19 protein-coding genes, 1 tRNA gene and 4 pseudogenes are annotated in these 24,314 nt (G+C 60.9%); 11 read left to right on the forward strand and 13 right to left on the reverse strand.

The window, feature by feature from the left end; all coding sequences use genetic code 11:
- Positions 1-70: 70 nt before the first annotated feature.
- The 4 genes from AC066S_RS34375 (at position 71) to AC066S_RS34390 (ending at position 3,994) form a co-directional block, all read left to right on the forward strand.
- Positions 71-1,705, forward strand: coding sequence for a GMC family oxidoreductase (locus AC066S_RS34375; protein WP_126261736.1), 1,635 nt, complete (start codon positions 71-73; stop codon positions 1,703-1,705).
- 12 nt (positions 1,706-1,717) lie between these two features.
- Positions 1,718-2,131, forward strand: coding sequence for a hypothetical protein (locus AC066S_RS34380; protein WP_164719089.1), 414 nt, complete (start codon positions 1,718-1,720; stop codon positions 2,129-2,131).
- Between the two features lie 190 nt (positions 2,132-2,321).
- On the forward strand, positions 2,322-3,071 hold the full coding sequence (locus AC066S_RS34385) for an electron transfer flavoprotein subunit beta/FixA family protein (protein ID WP_126261735.1): 750 nt from the start codon (positions 2,322-2,324) through the stop codon (positions 3,069-3,071).
- Positions 3,068-3,994, forward strand: a complete 927-nt coding sequence (locus tag AC066S_RS34390; protein ID WP_126261734.1) for an electron transfer flavoprotein subunit alpha/FixB family protein — start codon at positions 3,068-3,070, stop codon at positions 3,992-3,994. Before AC066S_RS34385 ends, AC066S_RS34390 begins: the two co-directional genes overlap by 4 nt.
- Before the next feature lie 78 nt (positions 3,995-4,072).
- Here AC066S_RS34390 and AC066S_RS34395 read toward each other — a convergent pair whose 3' ends face one another.
- The gene (locus tag AC066S_RS34395) at positions 4,073-5,068 is read right to left on the reverse strand and encodes an NAD(P)-dependent oxidoreductase (protein ID WP_478271735.1); all 996 of its coding nucleotides are present in this window, start codon (positions 5,066-5,068) and stop codon (positions 4,073-4,075) included.
- The gene (locus tag AC066S_RS34400; protein WP_478271731.1) at positions 5,050-5,895 is read right to left on the reverse strand and encodes an HpcH/HpaI aldolase/citrate lyase family protein; all 846 of its coding nucleotides are present in this window, start codon (positions 5,893-5,895) and stop codon (positions 5,050-5,052) included. Before AC066S_RS34400 ends, AC066S_RS34395 begins: the two co-directional genes overlap by 19 nt.
- A 224-nt stretch (positions 5,896-6,119) precedes the next feature.
- On the opposite strand from AC066S_RS34400, the gene AC066S_RS34405 reads away from it, so the two are divergent.
- Entirely contained in the window at positions 6,120-7,268 is a 1,149-nt protein-coding gene (locus AC066S_RS34405; RefSeq protein WP_126261731.1) for a CaiB/BaiF CoA transferase family protein, read from the forward strand.
- Positions 7,269-8,272: 1,004 nt separating this feature from the next.
- A pseudogene (locus tag AC066S_RS34410) lies at positions 8,273-8,524 on the forward strand (CoA transferase); the annotation flags it as partial.
- 149 nt (positions 8,525-8,673) lie between these two features.
- On the opposite strand, the pseudogene AC066S_RS34415 reads toward AC066S_RS34410, so the two are convergent.
- From AC066S_RS34415 to AC066S_RS34435, 5 genes and pseudogenes are all read right to left on the reverse strand, one after another.
- A pseudogene (locus AC066S_RS34415) lies at positions 8,674-9,284 on the reverse strand (fumarate hydratase); the annotation flags it as partial.
- 67 nt (positions 9,285-9,351) lie between these two features.
- Entirely contained in the window at positions 9,352-10,944 is a 1,593-nt protein-coding gene (citF, locus tag AC066S_RS34420; protein ID WP_135167356.1) for a citrate lyase subunit alpha, read from the reverse strand.
- A gap of 354 nt (positions 10,945-11,298) precedes the next feature.
- Positions 11,299-12,508 (reverse strand): annotated as a pseudogene (locus tag AC066S_RS34425) (IS3 family transposase).
- A 604-nt stretch (positions 12,509-13,112) separates the two neighbouring features.
- On the reverse strand, positions 13,113-14,159 hold the full coding sequence (locus tag AC066S_RS34430; protein ID WP_235884883.1) for an alpha/beta hydrolase fold domain-containing protein: 1,047 nt from the start codon (positions 14,157-14,159) through the stop codon (positions 13,113-13,115).
- Positions 14,160-14,172: 13 nt separating this feature from the next.
- On the reverse strand, positions 14,173-14,982 hold the full coding sequence (locus AC066S_RS34435; RefSeq protein WP_126261729.1) for a DJ-1/PfpI family protein: 810 nt from the start codon (positions 14,980-14,982) through the stop codon (positions 14,173-14,175).
- Positions 14,983-15,406: 424 nt separating this feature from the next.
- Here AC066S_RS34435 and AC066S_RS34440 point away from each other — a divergent pair, with 424 nt between their 5' ends.
- Together AC066S_RS34440 and AC066S_RS34445 are read left to right on the forward strand one after the other, a co-directional pair.
- Complete coding sequence (locus AC066S_RS34440) at positions 15,407-15,928, forward strand: nuclear transport factor 2 family protein (protein ID WP_126261728.1); 522 nt, start codon at positions 15,407-15,409, stop codon at positions 15,926-15,928.
- 37 nt (positions 15,929-15,965) lie between these two features.
- Complete coding sequence (locus AC066S_RS34445; RefSeq protein ID WP_209312009.1) at positions 15,966-16,493, forward strand: RidA family protein; 528 nt, start codon at positions 15,966-15,968, stop codon at positions 16,491-16,493.
- A gap of 429 nt (positions 16,494-16,922) precedes the next feature.
- On the opposite strand, the gene AC066S_RS34450 is transcribed toward AC066S_RS34445, so the two are convergent.
- Positions 16,923-17,882, reverse strand: coding sequence for a GlxA family transcriptional regulator (locus AC066S_RS34450; protein WP_126262183.1), 960 nt, complete (start codon positions 17,880-17,882; stop codon positions 16,923-16,925).
- 173 nt (positions 17,883-18,055) lie between these two features.
- Between AC066S_RS34450 and AC066S_RS34455 the strand changes: the two genes are divergently transcribed.
- Entirely contained in the window at positions 18,056-18,604 is a 549-nt protein-coding gene (locus AC066S_RS34455; protein WP_209311907.1) for a DUF2867 domain-containing protein, read from the forward strand.
- A gap of 32 nt (positions 18,605-18,636) precedes the next feature.
- Here the strand turns inward: AC066S_RS34455 and AC066S_RS34460 are convergent.
- From AC066S_RS34460 to AC066S_RS34475, 4 genes and pseudogenes are all read right to left on the reverse strand, one after another.
- A pseudogene (locus AC066S_RS34460) lies at positions 18,637-19,072 on the reverse strand (TetR/AcrR family transcriptional regulator).
- A gap of 374 nt (positions 19,073-19,446) precedes the next feature.
- Positions 19,447-19,521 (reverse strand) — tRNA-Val (locus AC066S_RS34465).
- Positions 19,522-19,681: 160 nt separating this feature from the next.
- Positions 19,682-20,974 (reverse strand): hypothetical protein, encoded by a 1,293-nt coding sequence (locus AC066S_RS34470; protein ID WP_478271732.1) that lies wholly within the window; start codon positions 20,972-20,974, stop codon positions 19,682-19,684.
- 120 nt (positions 20,975-21,094) lie between these two features.
- Positions 21,095-21,700, reverse strand: coding sequence for a DUF1134 domain-containing protein (locus AC066S_RS34475; protein ID WP_478271733.1), 606 nt, complete (start codon positions 21,698-21,700; stop codon positions 21,095-21,097).
- A gap of 139 nt (positions 21,701-21,839) precedes the next feature.
- Here AC066S_RS34475 and AC066S_RS34480 point away from each other — a divergent pair, with 139 nt between their 5' ends.
- A complete protein-coding gene (locus AC066S_RS34480) occupies positions 21,840-22,319 on the forward strand; it encodes a YHS domain-containing (seleno)protein (RefSeq protein WP_135171783.1) in 480 nt (159 codons plus the stop codon).
- Here the strand turns inward: AC066S_RS34480 and cysQ are convergent.
- Entirely contained in the window at positions 22,313-23,137 is an 825-nt protein-coding gene (gene cysQ, locus AC066S_RS34485) for a 3'(2'),5'-bisphosphate nucleotidase CysQ (RefSeq protein ID WP_478271734.1), read from the reverse strand. The genes AC066S_RS34480 and cysQ overlap by 7 nt on opposite strands.
- Before the next feature lie 203 nt (positions 23,138-23,340).
- Between cysQ and chpT the strand changes: the two genes are divergently transcribed.
- Positions 23,341-23,994, forward strand: a complete 654-nt coding sequence (gene chpT / locus AC066S_RS34490; protein WP_164719161.1) for a histidine phosphotransferase ChpT — start codon at positions 23,341-23,343, stop codon at positions 23,992-23,994.
- Positions 23,995-24,314: the final 320 nt, after the last annotated feature.

Genomic DNA, 24,314 nt, shown 5'->3' on the forward strand with positions numbered 1-24,314 from the left:
ACCGCTATCAGGACAGCCGTTTGAAAAAGCCATCGACGCGTAAGCGTTGATTTGGAACGAGGAGGATGCCGTGAATACAGGCACGAAGGACATTGTGGACGCCGTTATCGTGGGCTCCGGACCGAGTGGAGCGATCGCGGCTCGTCGGCTGGCGGAGGCTGGATTATCCGTCGTTTGCCTCGAGCAGGGCGAGTACCCGAACTACACTTCGATCAATTTCGATGAGCCGACATTCGAGCTCAAAAGAGACCAGGTGTTCAGTTGGTACCCGAACAGGCGCATGAATGCAGCCGACTATCCGATCAACGACGAGGAATCAGACGTTGCGCCGTTCATGTGGAATGGCGTTGGAGGAAGTTCAGTGATCTACGCCGCGGCGTGGCATCGCTTTCAGCCGAGCAATTTCCGCGTCAAGACTTTGGACGGCGTCGGTGCGGACTGGCCGCTGACCTATGATGACCTGGCTCCGTACTACGCGCGGGCAGAGGAGCAGATGTCCGTGTCGGGAGTGGGTGGTGATCCATCCTATCCGCCGTTCGATCCACCGCTCCCGCCCATGCCGATGGGCGTGATCGACAAGAAACTATTCGCTGCTCACAAGCGTCTGGGGTGGCACATTTGGCCTGGTACCAACGCCATTGCCACGGTGAAGCATAACGGCATGAACCCGTGCGTGCGGCGCGGTGCATGCATGGCTCCGGCCTGTTTCGACGGAGCGAAGGGGTCCGTCGACCGGACGCATTGGCCCACCAACATCAAGCTAGGTGTGAAGCTCGTGCAGCGGGCGCGCGTGTCACGGGTCGAAACCGACCCATCGGGTCTCGCGACCGGCGTCACCTATATTGATCGTGAGTCGGGCAAGACGCATTTCCAGGCGGGGCGAATCGTCATCGTCAGTGCCAACGGCATCGGCAGCCCGCGGATCCTGTTGAACTCGCATAGTGCGAAGTTCCCCAAGGGGCTCGCCAATAGCTCCGATATGGTCGGACGCCACTTGATGATGCACCCCCACGGCATGGTGATGGGCCTGTTTGATGATCACTTCGACAGTTGGCAGGGTCCGACCGGACAGAGAGCCTATTCGCAGCAATTCACGGAGACGCAGCCCGGTGTCGGGTTCGTACGCGGCGCAAAGTGGCAGCTCATGGGCACGGGCGGACCGCTCGGGACAATTGGCGTCTGGCCGTGGGGTAAGCGCGCGGGCTGGGGAGCGGAATTCCACAAGACCGTTCACAAGCGGTTCGGTCGCTCCGCGATGTGGTCGATTATTGGCGAAGATCTGCCGAATCCCGAAAATAGGGTCGTGATCGATCCGGTCTTGAAGGATGCGGACGGAATTCCAGCGCCGAAAGTCATCTACCGGTGTGACGACAATTCCCGAAAGTTGGTCAAATGGCACGAGGAGCACGCCGCGATCTCGATGCGCGAGGCGGGGGCGTACGAGACCGTTATCGCGCCGGACTCGCGTGAAACAGGCTGGCACATTCTCGGGTCGGTTCGCATGGGGGCGGACCCCGCGACATCGGTGGTCGATGGATTCGGACGCGCCCACGATGTCCCGAATTTGTTCGTGATGGACGGCAGCGTGATGCCGACATCGGGGCCGGTGAACCCAACCGGAACCGTGGCCGCACTCGCTCTGCGCAATGCCGAAGCGATCGTGAACAGTCGTCGCGATCAGAAAGTCTCATCGAAAGTCGCCTGAGGAGCACCTTTTATGTCCACTACATACGAAGACATTCGCGCTCAGCTGGGGTGGCTGTGCGATGCCATGATCCCGGGGGACAATGAGCTGGGTATGCCCTCCGCGAGGGCCGCCGGCGTTCTGGAGACGCTGCTCCCGCGCGCACTCAAAGCGCGCCCGGATCTCGCGCCACGGTTCTACGAGATCGTCTCCAAGCTGCCTGCGGAGAATCCTCACGATCCGCTCGCGTTTGTCAATGCGATCCCGGTCGAGGAAATGGATGTCGTCGGTCGGTTCGTCGCGGGCGCGTATTTTTCGGGGGAAGAGGTATCCAAGAATCTCGGATTCACCGGCTTCCAGGCGCTTCCCATGAATCCCGACTACGACGAGATCATGGAGACGATCGAGCCCATTATTGCCCGCGGACCTTGCTACGTTAAGGTCTAGGTCAAGTCGCTCCGGACTTTGAAGGGGGTAGGCCGTCGTCCACGTGCGGCTGGCCTGCCCGTTGCTCCAATCCGGGCCCGTCGCCGAAGCCAAGTCCTGTCGCCAAGTGCATCGAGCGCAGGCGATCGAAAAGTCGTTCCGGCACACATCTCAGTCCAAACTGTCAAAAAAGATCGGGAGAATTCGATCGATGAAGATTCTCGTCGCGGTGAAGCGCGTCGTCGATTTCAATGTCGCAATCCGTGTTAAGGCCGACGGCTCGGGCGTGGACATCGGCAACGCGAAGATGTCGATGAACCCCTTCGATGAGATCGGCGTGGAGGAGGCGGTGCGCCTCAAGGAAGCCGGAAAGGCCACCGAAGTGGTAGTTGTTTCGATCGGCCCTGCCCAGGTCCAGGAGACGCTACGCACGGCGCTGGCTATGGGGGCCGACCGGGCCATTCTGGTCAAGCACGAGGACTATGTGGAGCCGCTCGGCGTGGCCAAGGTGCTCAAGGAAGTCGTTACAGCCGAAAAACCCGACATCGTGATTCTGGGCAAGCAAGCCATTGACGATGACTGCAATCAAACGGGACAAATGCTCGCCGCGTTGCTGGGCTGGCCACAAGGTACGTTCGCCTCGAAGATCGACATAGAGGAGTCGACTTTGACCGTCGTGCGCGAGGCGGATGGCGGCCTGCAGACCGTCAGGCTCAGGATGCCAACTATAGTTACGACGGATCTCCGGCTGAACGAGCCGCGCTATGCATCGTTGCCCAACATCATGAAGGCAAAGAAGAAGCCTTGCGACGAAATGACTCCAGCAGACTACGGCGTAGATGTTAAACCGCGCCTCAAACTGATCAAGACGGAGGAGCCGTCAAAACGGCAGGCAGGCGTGAAGGTGTGTTCGGCGAGCGAGCTCGCAGCAAAGCTCAAGGAAACGGGTGCGATCCGATGACCGTTCTACTCATCGCGGAACATGACAACGCGTCGCTGAAAGAAGCTACTCACAAGGCACTGTCCGCGGCCGCCAAGGTGGGTGGCGATATTCACGTACTCGTGGCGGGCTACCAGGCCGCGGCAGCGGCTGAGCATGCGGCAAAATTGACCGGCGTGACGAGGGTTCTGCATATCGACGCTGCGGAGCTCGAGCGTCCGCTGGCTGAGCCCATGGCGGCGAATATTGTCGCGCTTGCGGCCGATTACGATCACATCGTCGCGCCGGCCACCAATAACGGCAAGAACTACATGCCGCGCGTGGCCGCGATGCTTGATGTGATGCAGGTGTCTGAAGTGTCGGACGTGAAGGCAGCCGACATATTTGTCCGACTGATTTACGCGGGCAACGCCGTCCAGACGGTCCAAGCGACCGACGCGAAGAAGGTGATCACGGTGCGTATCGCCTCGTTTCCGCCGGCAAGCGAGACCGGGAACGCCGTCGTCGGGCGTAAAGAGGCCGTTGCTGACCCGGGCCTGTCCTCCTACGTGGGCGAAACCATCTCTCGATCGGATCTACCTGAACTCACTTCAGCCAAGGTTGTCATCTCGGGGGGACGGGGTATGCAGTCCGGCGAAAATTTCAAGCTGCTCGAAGCCGTGGCGCGGAAGTTGAACGCCGCGGTGGGCGCGTCTCGTGCGGCCGTCGATGCGGGTTTCGTGTCGAATGATTATCAGGTGGGTCAAACCGGCAAAGTGGTGGCACCCGAACTCTACATTGCGGTCGGCATTTCCGGCGCCATACAGCACCTCGCTGGTATGAAGGACTCTAAGATTATCGCGGCGATCAACAATGATCAGGATGCACCCATTTTTCAGGTGGCGGACTTCGGCCTGGTTGCCGATCTATTCGAGGCCTTGCCCCAACTGGAAAAGGCGCTGTGAGGATGCTGGAGTGTTGCGGTGAAGAAGGGACCGACAAGTCCCTTCTTTCAGGCGAGGCGCTGAAAGCCTCGGCATCGATCACGTTATGACATGCTTCTGAAGCAATGTGGCTTGCTGGGGCATGTATGCGTTTCCTTCGCCGCAGCGAACCAAACCATCTAGGGTGTGATAGATGCCAGCGGCGATTAAATGCGAAGCGCCGAGTTCATCAGCCATCTGATTGTAGTAGGAAAAATCCTTGCAAGCATTTGCCACGGTGAAGCGAAGTTGTTCCGTTTGTTCTTTTTGAATGTAAGGAATGAGCCGATCGAGCGCAACGCCGGCGCCGCCACCGCGGCTCAAGCAGTCCACAAGTGCGCCCATTGAGACGCCTCCTTTAGCGGCGCAGGCCACGGCTTCCGTGATCAATGTGACGGTGCCGAGTGACACAAAATTGTGGAGCAGCTTGAGCTGGTGCCCTGACCCGACGCCGCCGGCGTAAAAGATGTTTTCCGCGAACGAAGAAAGTAGAGGGTGCAAGGACTCGACCACAGCGGCGTCCCCACCAACCAGGAGGTTGAGCCGGCCCTCTTCGGCCTCCTTCGGAGTGCGCGTCATTGGAGCGTCGACAAAGTGGCAGCCTTTTGCGGAGACCAACTCCGCCAACCTGATCGTCGAGCTCGGAATTGCTGTCGAGCAGTCGATAACAATTGTACCGGGGCGGAGCGCATCAAGTACGTCGCCGCTCCCGGTCAGGACATCCTCAACTTGAGGAGTGCCCGTAACGCATAGGATGAGAACGTCGGATGTTCTCGTGAGCTCTGACGCTGAAGGCCACCCCACCGCGCCCTTCGCATCGAGATCGTCCGTCGGTTGGTTGCCCGCGTGTCTTAGATAACGGGTCTTCCACCCTCGGAGGATAAGATTTTTGGCAATGCCGTGCCCCATCAGGCCGATCCCGATAATACCTATCTGTTTCTCCATATCTGCTCCTCTCTGGCGGCAACCTCGCCGCAACCTTTCCTCGCGTTCTTTAATTCGCCGGTCGGTCCTGAATGGGCGGGCTCGCGGATGAACTACGATGCCAAGGGGGATCTGCGCACAATGGCGTCGATCCGGCGATGTATTCGGTCGTAGTCCTCAGCAATGCGTCTTGCGGTCTCGACAACCGGTGCATCCACCATCTTCCCGTCGACCCCGTGGGCGCCACGGTTGCCTGCCGCGAGAACCGCGCGGGCATGCTCGAGATCCGCTGCCGGAGGGGCCATGCCGCGCAGCGCCGGCACGACCTGCGCAGGGTGGATCAGCAATTTGCCCCGAAAGCCGAGCTCTCGGGCCAGGGAGGCATCGGACTCAATTCCTGCCTCGTCTCCTATCGAAATTGTCACGCCGTCGAGCGGCGCGGCCGCACGCGAGAGGGCCGAGGCGAACACGAGTTCCGACCGGGCCGCCAGCAGTGCGCGCGCCGAATGAGCGGCTCCGATCGAATTCGCATAGTCGATCGATCCGAACGCCACTCGGGTGCATAGAGGTGCGAGATGGCGGGCGTTGGCGATGCCTGTAGCCGTCTCAACCAGACCTATTGTCAAGCGACCCGGAAGCAAGTCGGCGAGGCGTGAGAGGTCCTCGCATTGCTCCGTTTTGGCGAGCATGACGCCGATCGAGCTCGGCAAATCCTCGAGGAGACGAACATCTTCATCGTGATCCGCCGTTCGAGGTACGTTCATGCGGATGATGACCTGGCCGGGAAATTCCTGCGTTGGAAGAACGGCGCGCAACGTTCTCCGGGCAGCGGCGCGATCATGTGCCGCAACTGCATCTTCGAGATCAATGACGATCGCGTCGGCGCCGGAAGAAGCCGCCTTGTAGAAGCGTTCAGGCCTCGTGGCGGGAATGAACAAGGCAAGAAATGGATCGCTCATCGTCATGACCACCCAAAGGCGTCGTCGCGGAGGTTCGGGCAGCGTTAAGCATCCGCTTCTGCGACCGCAACACCGAATCGTTGACCTCTGATATTGCGAAAACCAATGACTGAAAGCCGCGGGACTCTCGATAGGGTAAGTCAATAGCACCCATCGGCACAATGCAGTTGCGGAGAAGGCAATTGGGCCACAGTCTTCAGGTACAGGAATGGAGGCAACGCACAATGACGGATCTCTCTAACATCATTGTTGTTGCCGTCGAGCACGCCGTCGCCGCGCCCTATGCATCGGGCAAGCTCGCTGACGCCGGCGCGAGAGTGATCAAGGTCGAGCGGCCGGAGGGAGACTTTGCCCGGGCGTACGATGCACTCGTGAACGGCCAGAGCGCTTATTTCGTCTGGCTCAATCGGGGAAAGGAATCAATCGCTCTGGACCTGAAAGCGACGGAGGATAAGGCGCTGCTCAAGAACATGCTGAGGCGGGCCGATGTCTTCATTCAAAACCTCGGTCCCGGTGTGATCGAATCGCTCGGTTTCAGCTCCGATGAACTCCTGGTGCTCAATCCGCGGCTGATCGTGTGCAATATCAGCGGCTATGGCCGCGAGGGACCAAGAAGCGAGCAGAAGGCCTATGACCTCCTGATTCAGGCAGAAACAGGCCTTTGTGCGGTCAATGGGATCGGCGATGAACCCGCGCGTGTTGGCGTTTCCGTCTGCGACATCGCGGCCGGCATGACCGCCTACCAGGCAATCCTTGAAGGCTTGCTGGGGCGCTCGAGGTCCGGCAAGGGCCGTGTGATCGACGTCTCTCTCTATCACGCGATGGCTGATTGGATGAACGTCCCCTTTCTGCAGCACAAGTACGGGCAGTTTACGCCAATGCGACTTGGGCTAAGGCATCCGTCCATTGTTCCGTACGGGAAGTTTGCGTGCCGCGATGGCAAGGACGTCCTGATATCGGTGCAAAATGAGCGTGAGTGGAAGTCCTTGTGTGCCGATGTCTTCGGAGCGCCGACGCAGGTGCTCGCTCCGGGGTTCGAGAGCAATAAGGTTCGCATCGAGAACCGAGCCCAGGTCGAGGCGTGGTGTGCCGACCAAATCGTAAAGCTTGATTCTGATGAGTGTGTCGCGCGCCTGTCACGCGCGCGCATCGCGTTCGGACATTTTTCCGAACTCAAGGATCTGATCGACCACCCGCAAAACAAGTACGTTACCGTGGCGACCGATGGTGGCGACATCGAACTCCTGGCGCCTGGTAGTTCGGTGCGCGGCGAGTCGAAGTGCTATGGCGGGGTCCCCAGCCTCGATCGCGATGGAAACAGGATAAGAGCCGAGTTTTCGCCGGAGCGCGTCCGGGTCGCAAGCAATGCGTGATGCCAGCAATTCGGGCCACGAGCTCTTTGGACAGTGGGCTCCAGGGACACTCCAAGGTTCCAGTGATACCAGACGGTTGGATAAGCGGATCGTCCTCTTGCCGTCGACGGCATCATTGCTTTCGGCTGGTCCCAGCGTTGCAGGTGGTACAAGGTCTAGGCAGACAAGCTTAGAAGACGCGTTTGTCGAAAGCGGCCTGATTGCGGCGCTAGCCTGCTTATCGTGCTAAGAGCGATTACCGCGCGCCCGTCAACGTGACGTCGACGTGTTTGAAGTGGCCGCGCGCAAATGCAATAAAAAAGCCCGGCGTAGATGTGCCGGGCTCAAGTCAGTGGCACCCAGGAGGATGCACGGGAGAAACGGCGAGAAGATGCCAGCCAAACGGCTCCCGACCAATTATTAAATCGTTCTCGTTGCCATAGTGGTTTGCAATACGTCCTCGCATGAGGTGTGCGTTCGCGTTGATCAACATGATGTCGGGCTATCTCGGAGAATCGAGCCGATGGATGACGATTTTCTCGTCGAGCGCGTGCGTCAGCTTAGGGAGATTGCGGGACGCCGATCCCTTCATTTAAGCGACGACTCCTGCATCTCGCGGGCAACTACGAGCGCAGAATTCTCCGACGCTCCAGCGTCACTGTCCCTCCAAACACGTCAGGAGAACCAAACGCGCGATCGAGAGGCTGACGACCGAATGATCAGGTGCTCCCGTCGGTCGGTGAGTGGCAGCATCGGATGACAGATCCTGGCGTCGTACATCGTCGCAGCACGGGTATGAGGACCGCAGGGCCTTCGGTTTCTGTGTCGGTGATGCCTGCTACCGTGGCTGTCGCGTGAAGACGGCCAAAACTCCGGCCGTTCTCGCAAGCTCGGCCGCTTGATCGGTAAATCTGCATAATTGGCAAGATAAGTCTGATTGTTGCGGTCATGAGCGAGACTAGATTGCGTCACTCCCAGGCCGAGCAGATTTGGGTGGCCGGTTTTGACGAGCCTTGAGGACGGTGATGAACTATCAACTTTTGCAGGGACTTCGCGTCGTGGAGAACTCGGCGTTTATCGCCGCACCTCTCGCCGGTATGACCCTATCGCAGTTCGGCGCAGATGTGATCCGGGTCGATATGCCGGGCGGAGGTATCGATTACGTGCGTCAACCGATGATGCCGCGAGGTCGGAGCCTGTACTGGACCGGCCTCAACAAGGGAAAACGCTCGTTCGTTGTCGACTTTCGCCGTCCAGAGGGACGAGAACTTGTCCAATCACTTGTGGTCGCCACGGGGGGTGGTGGCGGTGTGCTACTGACGAATATGCGACGCCGTGGTTGTCACACGATGTTCTCACACAGCGGAGACCGGATGTCATCACATGTTCGATCGAGGGCAATCCAGACGGATCGACGGCTGTCGACTAGCAAGAGTGACTTCTCGCAGCTTCCTCCGATTCCAACTCCGATGATCCCGGGCGGACACCAGCCGGCTCCCAGCGTCGGTATAGTGTCCAATATCCAGTCAACGACGGAATCGCTTGGATTGAGCGTGACGAACCGCGCCTTGTTCTCCGATCCGCCGCCCTTGGCGCAAAGCGTGATGTCGAGGTGTTCGCCGGGCACAAGTTCGGCATGAACCACCGCCGGCGAATTATCGCGCGTGTCCTACGAGCGAACAGCGGATCGAACACGATCGATGCTCGTAGCGGATTGTTTTGGTCCGTGTAGGCAAGCCTCACGCCCTCGTTGATCAGGTCGGAAAGGCTTCGTGTCGCCGCGAAGCGCGCGTTTATGCCCACTTTCACAAATGCACTTACCAAGCCCGTATCTTGGCACAGGGGCCGCTTTCCGAGAGCGGACATTCGCGAATTTACAAGAATTTGGGCGATCGCATCCTTCGCCGCGGGGCTCTTCTCGGTTTCATAGGCATAGTTCAGGTGACGAATGTAGTCTGGTGGATGGTAGTAGGAAATGTATTGGAGAGCGTCCGCGACGCTACGAATGACATCATCCTCGCTAATGAGCGCGGTCATAATAGATCTTCTCCTCCGGGAGGCCCAAATGCACAGTCGACGAAAATAGCTCGATCAAGGATGTGACCTAACCGCGGTCGGGGCTTTCACCGGATCTCCAGGTCCTCGTCGTCGAGATCGTCGGCACCGCTCTCACGACGTCGATGACGGTGCCATCCCTGTATTCGACCACTGCGACGATCTTGTCGTTCTCGATGGCGCGCGCCGTCACTGGGCCTGCCTTGCGTATCGCTTCTTCCTTCAATCGTTCGATCGAGACCACAGGTATATTCGCGAACTTTAGGCGATCCAGCAGGTCGGTGCGTTGAGGATTGACCGCGACGCCGGATTCGGTGACGACGACATCGATGGTCTCCCCTGGCGTGGTCAACGTTTTGACGCGATCGACTATCTTCGGCACGTTACCGGCGGTCAGTTGCGTGGTTATCAATGTGAGCTTGGCTCCGGCAGCGGTGTCCGCATGTCCTCCCGATCCTCCGAGGATCAGGCCTTGATTTCCCGTTGTTACGTTGACATTGAAGGCGAGATCGACTTCGGCGGCGCCGAGGATGACTGCATCCAGCTGGTTCACGACACATCCGCGATTGTGCGGATTGGCGTACATTGAAGCCGACATGCCTTGATGAGCCGGGCTCCGCCGAAAGGATGCGACGGCTTCGAGGTCGAAGGCCTGTACATCGAGCAATGCACGAAACAGGCCCGCGTCGAACATTTGGACGATCCCACCGGTGATGCCTCCGGAAGCGAAGCTGCCTTGCACCTTGCGGTGAATCATGATGTCTCGGAGAAAGGCCGCCGCGGCAAGCGATACGCCGCCGGCACCCGTCTGAAACGAGAAGCCTTCGTTAAGCAATCCGGATGCCTGGATTATTTTGGCTGCCGTTTCGGCAATCTGCAAACCGGTGGGATTTGTCGTCAGACGCGTGGTCCCCGAGACGATCTGCTCCGGATCGCCGACGGAATCGATGGCGACGACGAAGTCGACGCAGTCTTGTGAAATCTCTATCGGTGTAGCCGGATATGGAACCAGATTGTCCGTAATGGCGACGACGCGATCGGCGTACTGAACGTCGGAAACTGCATAGCCAAGCGGACCGCAGGCGGCCCGGCCGTTGACGCCGTTGAGATTACCGTACGCATCGGCGGTCGGCGCAGCAACGAAGGCTACGTCGATGTGAAGTTCGCCGGATTCGATGCAGCGCGCACGGCCCCCGTGCGTAAACATCAGTACGGGTTTAGCCAGTTCCCCCCTTGAAACCGCATCGGCAAGCGGTCCATAGATGGTACTCGCCGCCAGTCCACTGACAACCCCACGATGGATGTGCTGGACCAGTGGAGCATGGACGGGAAACAGCGCGCTTGCCGCCACCGTAATGTCTCTCAACCCCTTCGCCGCAATTTCGGAAAGTACCAGATTCAGGACGCGATCACCGTTGCGGAGATGGTGGTGGAATGAGATGGTCGCACCATTCCGAAGCTCGCATGCGTCGAGCGCTGCCCTGACGCTTGGCAGTGTTTTTGGAACCCCACGCGTGGCGCTGCGGAGGACGGTCGCGGCGCGCGATATGGGACCGGGCACCCGCAATGCCCCAGCGAAGGGGTTCACGTTGCCGTAGCCTTCTATGGAGCTGGGTAACCCTCGTCCTAGGATGTCCGGCATCTGCGACTTTCCTTCGAGCAGTGCGGAGGTCTGCCATACAGCGTCGTTTGGCTTGAGAACGAGGACTAATAGCCCTGTGCCAAAATCCAGGTGTCATTTGCCATATGTGGTGGGGCGGAGAAATAGCGAATTCGCTTGAAGAGCTAGAGCAAATTCCAATGGCAGCTAGCTCACACTTAGAGGCGGACCGGAGCGGTCAGTGACCGCGCGCTGAAGGCGATCCGGAGGCGATCGTCGTGTATTGCTCAAATGCAAGGGGCGTTCGTGGGAGCCGGACATTTGAGCTCGCATTAAGCGACAGAGCCGCACAATCGATCAAATAAATGCGATTGTATCAAGGTGGAGTTGCCCCCGTCAGACCGGACACTCGGCTGGTTTGAGTGATGCAATGTACTCCCGCGGTGAGCGGTAGCCCAGCCGGGAGTGCGGGTGTTCTGAGTTGTAATCCTCCATCCATTGGTCGATCCGCTGTAGGGCGGTGCTCGCGTCAGGGATCGGGTTCACACGAACATACTCACGCTTGAAGGTCTTGACGAACGCCTCGGCCATGCCGTTGCTCTCGGGGCTTTCGACCGGCGTGAAGCAGGGCTCGAGGTTCAGGGCGGCGGCAATCTCAAGGTTGCGATAGGCGGCGAAGATGGATCCATTGTCGGTCAGCCATTGCACCTTGCGCGGAGCCCGGATGTCGGCGAACCGCTGTTCGACACAGTGGACCATCATGTCCCGGATCATCTCACCGGAGATCCCAGCTGTTGTGGCCACCCAGCTAATGACCTCGCGGTCGTGGCTGTCCAGGGCAAAGGCAACCGCACGATCTCGCCATTTCCAGCAGGTGAATTCCAGCGCGTCCGAACACCAACGCTCGTTGGAGCGGCTTGTCATGATCGTTCCGTCATGGGCCCGCGGGGTGCGGCGCCCTGTATGCCGGGCCAGCAACAAGCCGCTCTTCTTCATCAGTCGGTAGACGCGCTTGGCGTTGACAGGGTCGTGGCCGGCGGATCGCCGCTCGCGCTTGAGGAGCGCGGCGATCCGCCGGTATCCATAGCTTGGGCGGCTATCCACCAGGCGACGGATATCAGACGTGAGCTCCGCATCCCCGGCGCGGGTCTGGGGACCGCGCTTCGGACGCTTGCCACCCGCTCGCTCAATTAGGTTGGAGCGGGCCACCCCGAGGGTCTCTGCGATCCGTTTCACGGGGCATCCTCCGGTGCCTGCGATCGCGACAGCAAGGTCGGTTTTTTTACGCGTGCAAGATCAAGAGCCTCCTTGAGGATCTCGATCTCCATGGTCTTGCGGCCCAGCAGGCGTTCGAGGTCTCGAACCCGTTCCTCCAGCCGCCGGACCTCGGACGCGGCGACCACATTCTCGTCGGCCCGCACCGCTTCCTCAGCCGTCTCCATCGGAAGACCAGGCTCGGGGAGAGCCCATGGCGACGAGCAACATAGCTGATCGACATGCTCGGTTGCAGCGTCTCGTTGACGACCAAGAGCTTCTGCTCCGTCGTAAACCGCCGCCGCCGGGCAACGCCGGTGATGACTTCCACCTTCGAAAACGTGTCGGACATAGGCGTATGCCTAGGACTAGGCCTAGCTCCTCCGGCTAACGCCGGTGTCCGGTCGAAACGGGGGGCAGTTCACCAGGCGAGCTGGCCAGAGGCCGGTAGGTCAGCGACACTTATATCTGAACGAGGCGAAGTTTCGGCGCGCCAATCAAGGGAGCGAGCCGTTGCTGGATCGCGACGAACTTTTCAAGAGGGCGCCACTGGATCGACATCCTTGCGATCCGGCCATCAGTGTCGACGCTCAGATCATCAACGCCAGTGACCTCGGCGTCTCCCGCGCGGATTCGCAACATGATGGCAGCGCGGTTCTCACCCGCGATGATGTCGGTCGCCTCGAACTAGTCGATGCCCGAAAGAAGGACCCTAAGCACGCCCAGAGCCGCCTCCTTACCAACAAAGGGCTCCGTAAAAAATTGGACTCTCCAGCACCACGTGATCGGCGAGATGCTCGCCAAGAGAATCAGGGTTGCGAGCGCGCATTCCTTCGAGAAAAGGAGAAACATGGTCCATCATCATCACAGCAGCTCCATGTTGGGGAATTTCGGTATCATGAAGAAATAGGATCTCGGCTCCCGCCTTGCTTTTGGCGTTAGGATGTTCAGGTCTGCTATTTCGAGAGATGGCCGTCAAAGAATGACGCAATCTCCTCGAACACCTCGCGCGTCTCTGGCATGGTGTCATCGCGAAGATATTGCGCGTGAGACATGGCCTCGAAGATCTGGAGCTGTGCGTCCACACCGGACTGGCGAAGCTTGCGGTGTAGGCGTACCGTGCTGCTCAGCAGTAAATCTCGCGTGCCGCTCGTCAGGATCGCTGGCGGAAGCTCCGCAAGCTTCCCGTAGATAGGTGATAAGAGGGGATCAGCGACATCGTGCCCGTTTGCGTAGAGGCGAGCTGCCGGCTCGCAGAAGCCCTCGCGTGACACCAGAACGTTGTCAATCATCGAGTTGGTGGCGAAGCTGTCGCCGACACCGGTCAGGTCCGCCATCGGAGCGCCAAGCCCGATGGCGCCAGGAAGCGGGATGCCTTGATCTCTAACGCGCAACATTGTTGCAAGTGTGAGTGCAGCTCCGGCTGAGGTGCCGAAAATGGCCATTTGTGAGGAATTGCGAGTCTTGAGCGCCTCTTTCCAGACGGCAACCACATCATCAAGCGCAGCCGGGAAATAAGCGGTCGGTGGCATGCGATAATCGATAGCGATGACGTGATAGTTACCGAAGCCTGCCATCAAAATCGTCTCGACAGCCGCCGCCTCTCCGCCACCAAGAACGTAGCATCCCGCATGAACTTGAAGCAGCAGCCGATTGCGATTTTTCGGCGCTAGGCTGGAAGGCATGACATCGAACACGCGCACGCCGCCCATCACCATCGGTGTCACGGTCACATGCAGGCGCTCCGCCAAGGCCAGCGCCGTCTTGGTGCCGTTCGCCTCACTCGATCGCTGCCGTTCAGCCCAACCCTGTGGAGTGTTGGGCCACTGATTGAAGTCGGCCGGTGGTGGCTTTGCGACCAGCGTTTGAAGCGCGCTGCTGATGTCGGAAGGCGCAGGCAGGGGGCGGGCGGGCGCGACGCGGTCCTGCGCGTTCGCAGTGCCAAAGCAGACAGACAATGCGACCAAACCAGCAGTCCGCACGAATGAGGGCAGCGTCTTCACGAGGGTGCTCCTATCAGCCCTTCACGAGGCCGGCAATTTTTGCGAGTGCCGCATACTGAGTCTTGAAAGCCTCTAGAACCTCAGGCGGTGCGCTCTCGGGGCGGCCTGAGTGGAAGGGCGGGTCAGGCTCGTACTCCATCAGCAACTGGACGACTTGAGCTTGGACGGGGCCGCGCAGCATGGCAGCTACGGTTAAGGCGAAGTCGATGCCGGCCGTTACTCCTCCGCCGCTCATGTAGCGGCCGTCAATGACGACGCGAGCGGGGTCTGGGATGGCCCCATACTGCGGAAGTAAATTGCGCTGCGCCCAGTGACAGGCACTTCGTCGCCCCTTCAGAAGGCCGGCTGCTCCAAGGATGAGCGAACCGTTGCAGATCGAGGTGACGTATTTTGCCCCGTCAGAGAGGCGTCGCAAATCCTGCTGCACATCAGGCGTCATCATCGTCGAGCGATCCGTGCCGCCGGGGACACAGATCAAATCGCAGCCCTGCACGTCTGCGAGCTTCTGGCTTCCGCCGATCGAGACGTGCGTATCCGAGATGATCGTGCCACCCTGCGGACTTGCGATACTAACCCTCACATGTGGAAGGCGGGCAAGTACCTCATTTGCGCCAGCAAAGTCCTGGAGCGTGAATTTCTCGTACAGGACAAACAGGATGTGGAATGGGCTGCCGGCATCGATGGCTTCGGCGGCGATGGCTGCAGGCAGCGGTAAACCGCCGAGGACCGCGGCAGCCCCGGCGAGACCGCCGAGCATGAGCGCGCGGCGCGAAAGATCGGCCGACGCCGAGACGTTTAGCTTTGACTCGATGTCTTCGGCCATGTGCAATGCTCCAGTTGTCACGTCAGCAGCGCCGAATTGCGCTCAAGCATTTTTATCGTGATCAACGCCGGGCCCAAACGACATCGTTCCCTCAATTCACGCCATGGCTCAGGGCCAATTGTGCGGGTACCGCAGCGTGTCCGGAAGTCTTTCGTTCAATTTGGGCGATGTTTTCAGGAGCTGAACTGGTGCTGCATTCGGCTACTCGAGGAGGTCGTCAGTTCTCCAAAGAGCCTCGCAGCGCAGATCCCTCAACAAATTTGCTTATCCATGCTCGTCCATGTGGCAACCAGGACAACCTCTCACATCGGGTGGAAGCCGCTCTAGCGGCCAGGAATGAGGGATCTACGTCGTTTTTCGGCGGTAGCGACCTTGATAGGTTGGCTGCAAGTACTAGCGCTTTCGGTGACTATTAAGGCAAATCATGACCGGAGAAACGCCGGGAGACTTGGCGCACATTGAGGATATCAAGCGCCTCAAGTCTCGCTACTGCCGCTTCATAGACGGCAAGCAGTGGGGCCGCTTGAAAGAGCTGTTCACCCCCGAACTGCAACTTGAAGGCTTCACGATTGTTGGCGGTAACGGTGCAACTTTTGTCGATGATCTGGCTCGGCGACTCGAAGCCTCAATGACCGCCCACCATTGCCACACCCCTGAGATCAGATTGACCGGACCCCACACTGCCGAAGGCGTGTGGGCGATGATGGATTTGGTTGAGTGGCCCCATCCAGTGGACCTCAAGAACTTCTCCGGTGCGACGGGATTTTACGGGACCGGGTTCTATGAAGAGCGCTATCGCTGGGACAACGGCCAGTGGCGGATCGCATTCATGCGCCTGACGCGAACCCGATTCGAACCTCTGATCCATGGCGCGCGGCCACCGGGCTTCGACGTATTTGCCGGTCTTCGCGGCTTCACGCCACCTTCGTCCGATTGGATGCGCTGATGCGCGATGCTTGATACTCACGATATAGAGAGGACCGATGATCGAACCGCTTAACAGACGCTCCGTGATGACGCTCACCGGTGCTGCCGCCGGCATCGTCGCAATCGCTCCGCCACGCGCAAAGGCGCAGGATACCAAGAAGATTGCCGCAATGAGAAAAACAGTTCTTGAGATTCCAGTAGACAACCCAACCTTCGCAGCCAGTATCGGATCATACGACAAATTTGGCTACTCGCCCGCCGTTCGGGCCGGCGGGCTGCTCTTTATCGCCGGTCAAATCGGGCGCAGGCCCGATGGAAAGATCGGTGACACCGTCGCTGAGCAAACGGAACTGGCGTTGCAACGAACAGCCGAGATTTTGCGCCTTGAGGGTCTGGATATGACCGACTTGGTCGAGGTCGTTAGCTACCATGTCGATATCCAGCATAATCTCGAAGCCTTCATGGCGGCGAAAGAACGCTATGCCGTAAAGCCGTACCCCGCGTGGTCGATCATTGGCATTGATGCGCTAACCTCGCCCGATTTCAAGATCGAGATCCGGAGCATCGCCGCTTTGCGAAGCTAAGGACGAATCGGCGTATCGACCGACGTGTTTCTGTCAAAAAACATCACGCTAGATACTCGCTTAATTGACGGCGCGCTCCGGTGCTAATTCAGGTGGCGGGACTCATGAACTGCTAGGGTGCCCGAATCTGGTTTACGAATGCCATCAATGCAGGCGTACGAACTGCTGCTTCCGATAGTACGCGAAGTATCCAGGATATCGCGGCGGCCAATCCTCGAATAGGGGATTAGTTGTTCTGCCTCTATATGCGGAAGCATAAGGTGGTCGACCCACATAGCAATGCCTATCGCTATCCGGATCCGTAACAGATCAAATTCGAAGGACGCATCTTCCTGCCAAAGGCGGGTTGGACCCGGATGGTGGTCCACCGGGCCGATCCTGGGCAAGGTCAAGATGTGACGATCTCCAGCGTTGCCGAAGCTCAGCCATTTAGGGCCGAGAGTAGTCACTTGCCGGTCTGCCGATCGAGGCGGCGGACCGCCTGGGAGGCATGCCGTAATGTTTTACAAAGGCTCGCCGCATGCGCTCGGGGTCGGTGAAACCGACCGCTTGCGCGATCGCCTCGATCGGCTCAGATCCGGCCTGTAATCGTGCGCGGGCCGCTTCGAGCCGAAGTCGTTCGACAGCCCTCGTTGGCGTCTCACCCGTTTCGCGCCGAAATGCGCGGCCGAATTGACGAAGGCTGAGACGCGCAGCTTCCGCAAGGCGTTCGATAGGTAACGGCTCCTGCAGACGATCGCGTGCGAAAGCCAATGCGATCCTTATGCGATCGGACTCCGGTTCCATCTGAGAGATCGGGGAATATTGCGATTGTCCGCCGGCGCGTCGATGATAGACGACAAGTTCGCGCGCTACTTTGCGCGCTAGTTCGACGCCGTGGTCAGCCTCGATCAGCGCCAAAGCAAGGTCGATGCCTGCCGTGACGCCTGCCGATGTCCAGATAGCGCGATCGGCGATAAAGATCTTGTCGGCATCGACCTCCACCGCTGGATACCTCCGTTGCAACTGGTGCGCCATCCGCCAATGCGTGGTGGCGCGTTTTCCATCGAGCAGTCCTGCCTCGGCCAGCAGAAATGCACCAGTGCAGACGCTCGCGATCCTGGATGTCCGCACGGCAAGCCGCGCCACCGCCTGCACTTCGCCCGGTTTAAGCATCGGGGCGATGTCGCCGCCGGAAATGACAAGCGTGTTCACATTGGCGTCACCGGCCGCCATGGTGGTCACCGGAACGCCACCGCTGCTCGGGACGAGTCCACCGGCGCGCGATAGGACCTCAAGCCTGTAAAGCGGCCGCCCGGCGACCTTGGCCACGGTCTCGAAGGCAGCGAACGGGCCAGCAAGGTCGAGGATCTGATGGCCTGGGTAAACGAAAAATCCGACGATGTGCATCGCTGGCGCATTCTAAGGGATCCAAGTCCTTTGCGCCATACGCTCCTGCCGACATAATCCGTGTGAACCGGGGAGGCCACCCATGACCATTCTGATCCCGCATTATGAGGGGGCTCGGAGCCCAGCGTCGGTGCCCGAGCATGCGTAGGTGTCCCAAGATCGAGCCGGCCGACTTGCCGTCGGTCTCGCGGCTGAGCTCGTCCTATGGCCGAGGCGATTTTGCCGATGCGTTTTCGGCGGACTTGCCAGAAACGGCCTCTGGGGACGTAGAGGCGCTCGCACGACATGTCTTCGAACAGCAACCTGAGTGGATCGCGATGCTGATGAGCATCCGAGACATTCTAGTGCGGCCTTTCGGCCTCAAAAGAGCAGCCGATCTGCAGTCCAGCGGAGGCGACCGCATCAGCATCTTTCGTGTCTTCGATCGAGACCAGGACGAGATCATCCTGGGAGAAGACGACTGGCATCTCGATTTCCGTGTGTCGGTCCTCTTGCAACCGACATCCGAGGGCCGGCCCCGTCGACTGATCGTAACGACGCTCGTCTTCTACAATCGTCTGCTGGGCCGGGCTTACATCGCGCTTATCGCGCCCTTCCATCGCTTGGTCGTACGATCGTCGCTCGATCAAGCGCAGAAGCGCGGATGGCCGAGTGATAGCGGCCGTGCCGCTCAGCCGCCTCCCGCGACGGGCCCAGCCAACGCCAGCAACGCATCGGATTGAACGCTAACAGGGACCGAGCGACGGTCATGCTTCTATGCCGGCAGGAGCCCTGTGGCCCGGTAGCTTTCGATCAACGCGTCAAACAATGATATGTCAGAGCGGCTTCTCGCCATGAGCTGAGCTCCGGCGACTGCCGCAAAGATCGCACGTGCCCGCGCCTGGCTGTTATCTGGGCGCGCCACGTCGGCGGCGACAACCGCCTTGCTGATCCAGGCCACGTTGACGTCGGAGAAGGTCTGAACCTCTGCCGTCACCTCATCCGGAAGATCATCATATTCGGCCGACATGAAGCTGCAAAGGCAAAGCCGATTGTTGCTCTCAAGCGATCTCCGGAAGATTTTTCGGATACTCCCGTAGTGCACTGATCGGATCCGCCGCGTCTCTGAGTAAGCTTTCGAGCTCGCTTTCGGTATCTTCCCAGTAGCGCCGAGCAACCGCTGCACCCAAGCTCGCGCTGCCTTCATCAATGTGCTGTTGCCTTTCTTTTTAGGAGCGCGAGCACGAGCCCTGCCAGCGCCCCATGCCCGCGCGCTTCTCGGGCATATAGCACCAGCGATCACAGTTGCTGCAGCCGACATGCTTCCTGCAGTGCGCGGTTCTGAGCCGGTCTCGAATCTCAGCGGGAACCGGCAGTCTTGCCTGCCAAGTCTTGACGTCGTGATGGTCGATGCGGCCAACCATATTGTCGGAGCGGACCAGAGCGGGCTCTCTTGATTGGTGCCGGTGAGGGTTAGCCCCGGCGGAGCGATTTGTCCCGCGCGTGTGCCCCTGTTGTGCCCCAGGTTTTTGGGGGCACACCTCAAGGGAACAGGGTCGCTAAGCTACTGCGGGAAAGGGCTAAATGGTGGGCGCACAAGGGATCGAACCTTGGACCTCTCCCGTGTGAAGGGAACGCTCTCCCGCTGAGCTATGCGCCCGGGACCATCATGCAGACGGCCGGACCTTGTCGGCCGGCCGGCGCATCGGAGCCCGCGATTTAGAAGTGCGGGCTTGAGGTGTCAAGTTTCCAGGTGCCGCGGAGAACGGAAACCTTGCCTCGGCCGCGCAATTCGCGGCGGAGGGACGGTTTTGGGAGGCTTAGGCGCCCTGCTGGCGGGCGCGGGAGGCGTGGGCCTGCAGCGCCCGGATCCGCTCGGCCAGCGTTCCGCCGCCCTCGGGCAGGCTCGGCGCGCCGTTGGTCGCGGCGTCGTTGGCCGGGCGCGGCACCGGCTTCGGCGGCTGGCCGGCCTCGGCCGCCAGCAGCGCCTCGATCGGCGAGTTCGGGCCTTCGAGCTGCATCGCGAGCTTGGCCACCTCGGCGGCGATGTCGTTGATGCGTTCGCGCAACAGCGCGTTCTCCATGCGCTCGGTCGCCCAGGAGCTCTCCGCCTGCTGCTGGATCGCGTTGATGTCGCGCTGAAGCTTGGCGCGCTCGTCGCGTGCGGTGCGCAGCTGCTCCTCCAGCGCGGCCTTTTCGGCGCGCAGCGACTCCATTGCAGCCGACGACTTGCCGCCGCTCAAGGCGGCGATTTCGACGCGCAGCTCCTTGATGGTGCGCTCGTTGCTCTCATTGGCCTGGCGGAGCTGGTTGTTCTCATAGTCGCGCTCGGCGAGCAGCTTGCCCTGCGTGGCGAGGCGGCCTTCGAGGTCGGCGACGCGGCCGGACAGCATCTCGGCTTCCTTGACCTGCAACAGCAGCTGGCGATCGAGCTCGGTGACGCGTTGGCTGAGGTTTTCGACCCGGCCACGCGCCTCGCTGAGCTCGCGCGAGGCGGTCTCGGATTCGGTGCGCTCCTGCGCGAGGCGCGCCTGGGTGGCGGCAAATTCCTTCTCGGCGTCGCCGACCCGGTTCTTCAATTCCTCGATCTGCGCGCGCACGGCGAGCAGCTCGACCTGGCGGCTCTCCGCCATCATCGAGCGATCGGATAGCTCGGCATTGATCTTGGCGAGCTCGGCCTGCTTGTCGGCCAGCGCGATCTCGGCTTCGCGCAAGGCCTGGGTCTTGGTGTTGAATTCCTCCTCGGTGGCGCGGAGCTGCTCCTTCACCGCTTTCTCGCGCGCCTCGAGCGCGAAGATCGTGGCGTTCTTCTCGCCGAGCTCGATCTTCATGCGGTTGATGGCGTCGCTCTTCTTGCCGAGCTCGGCGAGCTGGCTCGTGGTCTTGTTCTTGAGCTGGTCGACGCTCATCTCGAGCCGCCGCGCCGACATGGCGAATTCGGCGCGGAGCTGGTCCTTGTCGGCCTGGATCTCCGCCATCGACAGCGGCGTGGCGGCCTCGAGCCGGCGCGTGGTCAGGCGCACGGCGCGGTTATGCACCAGCGGCACGATGGCGAGCCCGCACAGCATCGAAAGCAGGAAACCGATCGCCAGATACATGATCGGCTCGACCATGGGGCAGAACTCCCGGAGCTAAGGAAAAATTTACCAACGACCATGCCATGGGGCGCCGGCAGAAAGCCAGCCCCGGCCTGTCGTTAACCTTGATCCGTACCCGGATGGGAGCAGAGCAGTCTAGAACGGGTTCCAGGTCGCTCGCGGCGTGTATTTGAGATAGCCGATATTGGCGCCCAGCCGCAGGCCGAGCCCGGAGCGGATCGGCACCAGCACGATGTTGTTGGCGGTGAGCGCCGTCATGCCGAAGCCGCCGATGATATAGGCCGAGCCGTCGAGGCCGGCGAAGCGCTGGTAGATCGCGTTGGTGGCGGGCAGGTTGTAGACCAGCGTCATGGTGCGTGCGCCGTCGCCGCCCCAGTCGAAGCCGAGCGAGGGGCCCTGCCAGTAGACGCGCAGATCGCCGGCGTTCTTGGTGTAGAGCGTGCCTTCGCCGTAGCGCAGGCCGGCGACGAAGGCGCCGGAACCTTCCTCACCCAGGATGTAGCCGTTGGGCAGGCCCCATTGGCTGACCGCCTTCTCGATGATCGAGGCGAGCCCGCGCGAGACGTTGCCGAAGAAGCGGTGGCCGGCGGTGACGAGCTCGTCCGGCCCGTAGGTAGTGGGCGTCGGGGTCCGCTGCGGCGGCGGCAGGTCCGGCGGCGGCGCCTGCTGGGCGGAAGCCGGCACGATCCAGCCGACCATCGCGGCAAGCGCGAGCGCAGCAAGGCGTGATGCGAAAGTCATGAAAGAACCCCTGGTACCGAATCCGGTCGCTTCCTTAACCTGACGCCAACAGGCATGGCTCTAGGTTGCGCCGGATGTCCCCTCGACTCGGATGTTATCCGCAGCAACTATGACGGCACAACGGCAGGAAGATAGCCCTTTGCGCCCCGGAATCGCCTTGATCGGGCTCCTCGTCTGCCTGCTGTCGGGCATATGGGGCTCGGGGTTGCCGGCCGAGGCCGCCACTACCGAGCGGGTCGTCGTCAACCGCTTCACCGGCGTCGCTATCGAAGGGTTCGACCCCGTCGCCTATTTCGTCGATGGCCGGGCGGTGCGGGGCACGGCGGAGTTCGAGGCGAACCTGTGGGGCGCGGTCTGGCGCTTCCGCAACGAGGGCAACCGCGCCTCCTTCCTGGCCCATCCCGAAGTCTATGGGCCGCAATTCGGCGGCTACGATCCCGCCGATATCGCCCGCGGCGTCACCGTCGCCGGCAACCCCCGTTTCTTCGCGATCGCGGCGCAGCGGCTCTATTTGTTCAGCCGGGAAGCCAATCGTGACGCCTTCGCCGCCAATCCCGAACGGTTCCTCTATGAGGTCGGCAAGCGCTGGCCGGCGCTTCTGGAACAGCTCGGTCAGTAGCGACCTACCGCCTGCGGATCGCCCCAGGCGATGAATTCCGGGATGATGAAGCCGCTCGCCTGCCGCTCACCGAAGCGGAGCTCGCCGCCCTTGCCGTCGGTCACCCTGCCGCCGGCCGCGGTCACGACCGCAGCACCGGCCCCGACGTCCCATTCACAGGTCGGCCCGAAGCGGGGGTAGATGTCCGCGCTGCCTTCCGCGATCCGGCCGAATTTCACGGCCGAGCCGCAGGTCTTTCTCACGGCGTTGGGCCTGTCATCGATGAACGCCTCGCTCCTGGGATCGCCATGCGAGCGGCTTACCGCTGCGATCCAGGGCTCGCCCCGTGCCGGCAGCTTGCGGGTGTGGATCGGCTCGGCCGTGCCGATGGTAGCGCCGTCAAACCTCAGGCGCTCGGCGCCGCGGCCGACGATGCCGCGCCAGAGCACGCCGAGCGCGGGCGCGCTGACGATGCCCAGCATCGGCATCCCTGATGTCACCAGGGCGAGGTTGACGGTGAACTCGTCGCGACCGGCGATGAACTCCTTGGTGCCGTCGAGCGGATCGATCAGGAAGAAGCTGCCCTCAAACGGCGGGGAGGCGGACTGGGCCCGCTCTTCCGAGAGGGTCGGGATGTCGGCTGCGAGCCGTGCCAGGCCCTCCGCGATGATGCGGTCGGCGGCGAGGTCGGCCTCGGTCACGGGCGAGCCATCCTGCTTGCCGTCGACCTGCATTGCCGCGCGGTTGACGGACAGGATCGCCTCGCCCGCCTTCACGACCAGCGCCGTCAAGGGCTCCATCAGCCCGGAGGCGGCCGCGCCGTCGATGATCCGCCTCACCTGGATGCCTCAATCATCGGCAATTGGTTCCTTCTCGACTGATTCGCCCCGATCGATTCGATTGGGCTTATGACCGCCTCGACGTGATCGCAAGCTAGCTGCCGCGGGCTGGCGAATGTTAGAACCCGCAGCATCCGTCAAGCATGCGTGATTCGCGGCGTCCAGCGCCGTGCAATTCCAGGAACCCTCCAGGACCCCTTTATATGTCTGACGCCTCGTCGCCCGCGACCGCTACTGCTCCCGATATGCTCGAACTCGCCGCGCTTCTGTGCTCGCGGGTCTGCCACGACCTCATCAGCCCGGTCGGCGCCATCGTCAACGGGCTCGAAGTGCTCGACGACGATCCCAAGCCCGAAGACCGCGAGTTCGCGCTCGACCTGATCCGCAAGAGCGCCAAGACCGCCTCCGCCCGGCTCCAGTTCTGCCGTCTTGCCTTCGGCGCGGCCGGCTCCTCCGGCGCGCAGATCGATCTCGGCGATGCCCAGACCATGGCGAAAGGCCACATCGAGGACGGCAAGTGCTCGATCACCTGGAATCTGCCGCGGCTCCTCTTGCCGAAGAACCGCGTCAAGCTGCTGCTCAACATGCTGGTCGTCGCCCAGCATACGATCCCGCGCGGCGGCATGCTGACGGTCGACCCGATCGGCGAGGGCGAGACGATGAGCTTTCGCATCACCGCGACCGGTCATAACGCGCGTCTGCCGCAGAACATCTCCGAGCTGCTGAGCGGCGAGCGCGGGCCGGCCGCGGATGCGCACGCGATCCAGCCTTATTATACGCGGCTGCTGGCGCAGGCCTGCGGGCTCACCGTGAAGCTTGCGCCGGAAGGCGAAGCCATCACCGTTACCGCTTCGTAAACAGCGCGTCGCGCTCGGCCTCTTAAGCAAATCTTTACGAGGCGCTTCGGCTTGTCCGGAGCGCCTTATCTCTTTGTTGATTCCGTTCTTTTGCACATACTCAACCAATATTAAACGCTTTGCGGTGAAGCTGGCACCATTCCGAAATGGCGCATCACACCTCGTGCGCGCCCTTCCTTATGAAGGCCTGTTTTCATGGATGATCTGTTGCGGGAGTTTCTGACGGAGACCAGCGAGAGCCTGGACACCGTGGACAATCAATTGGTGAAGTTCGAGCAGGAGCCGAACAACGCCAAGATCCTGGATAACATCTTCCGCCT

It is taken from the genome of Bradyrhizobium sp. CFUWI (assembly GCF_056429085.1).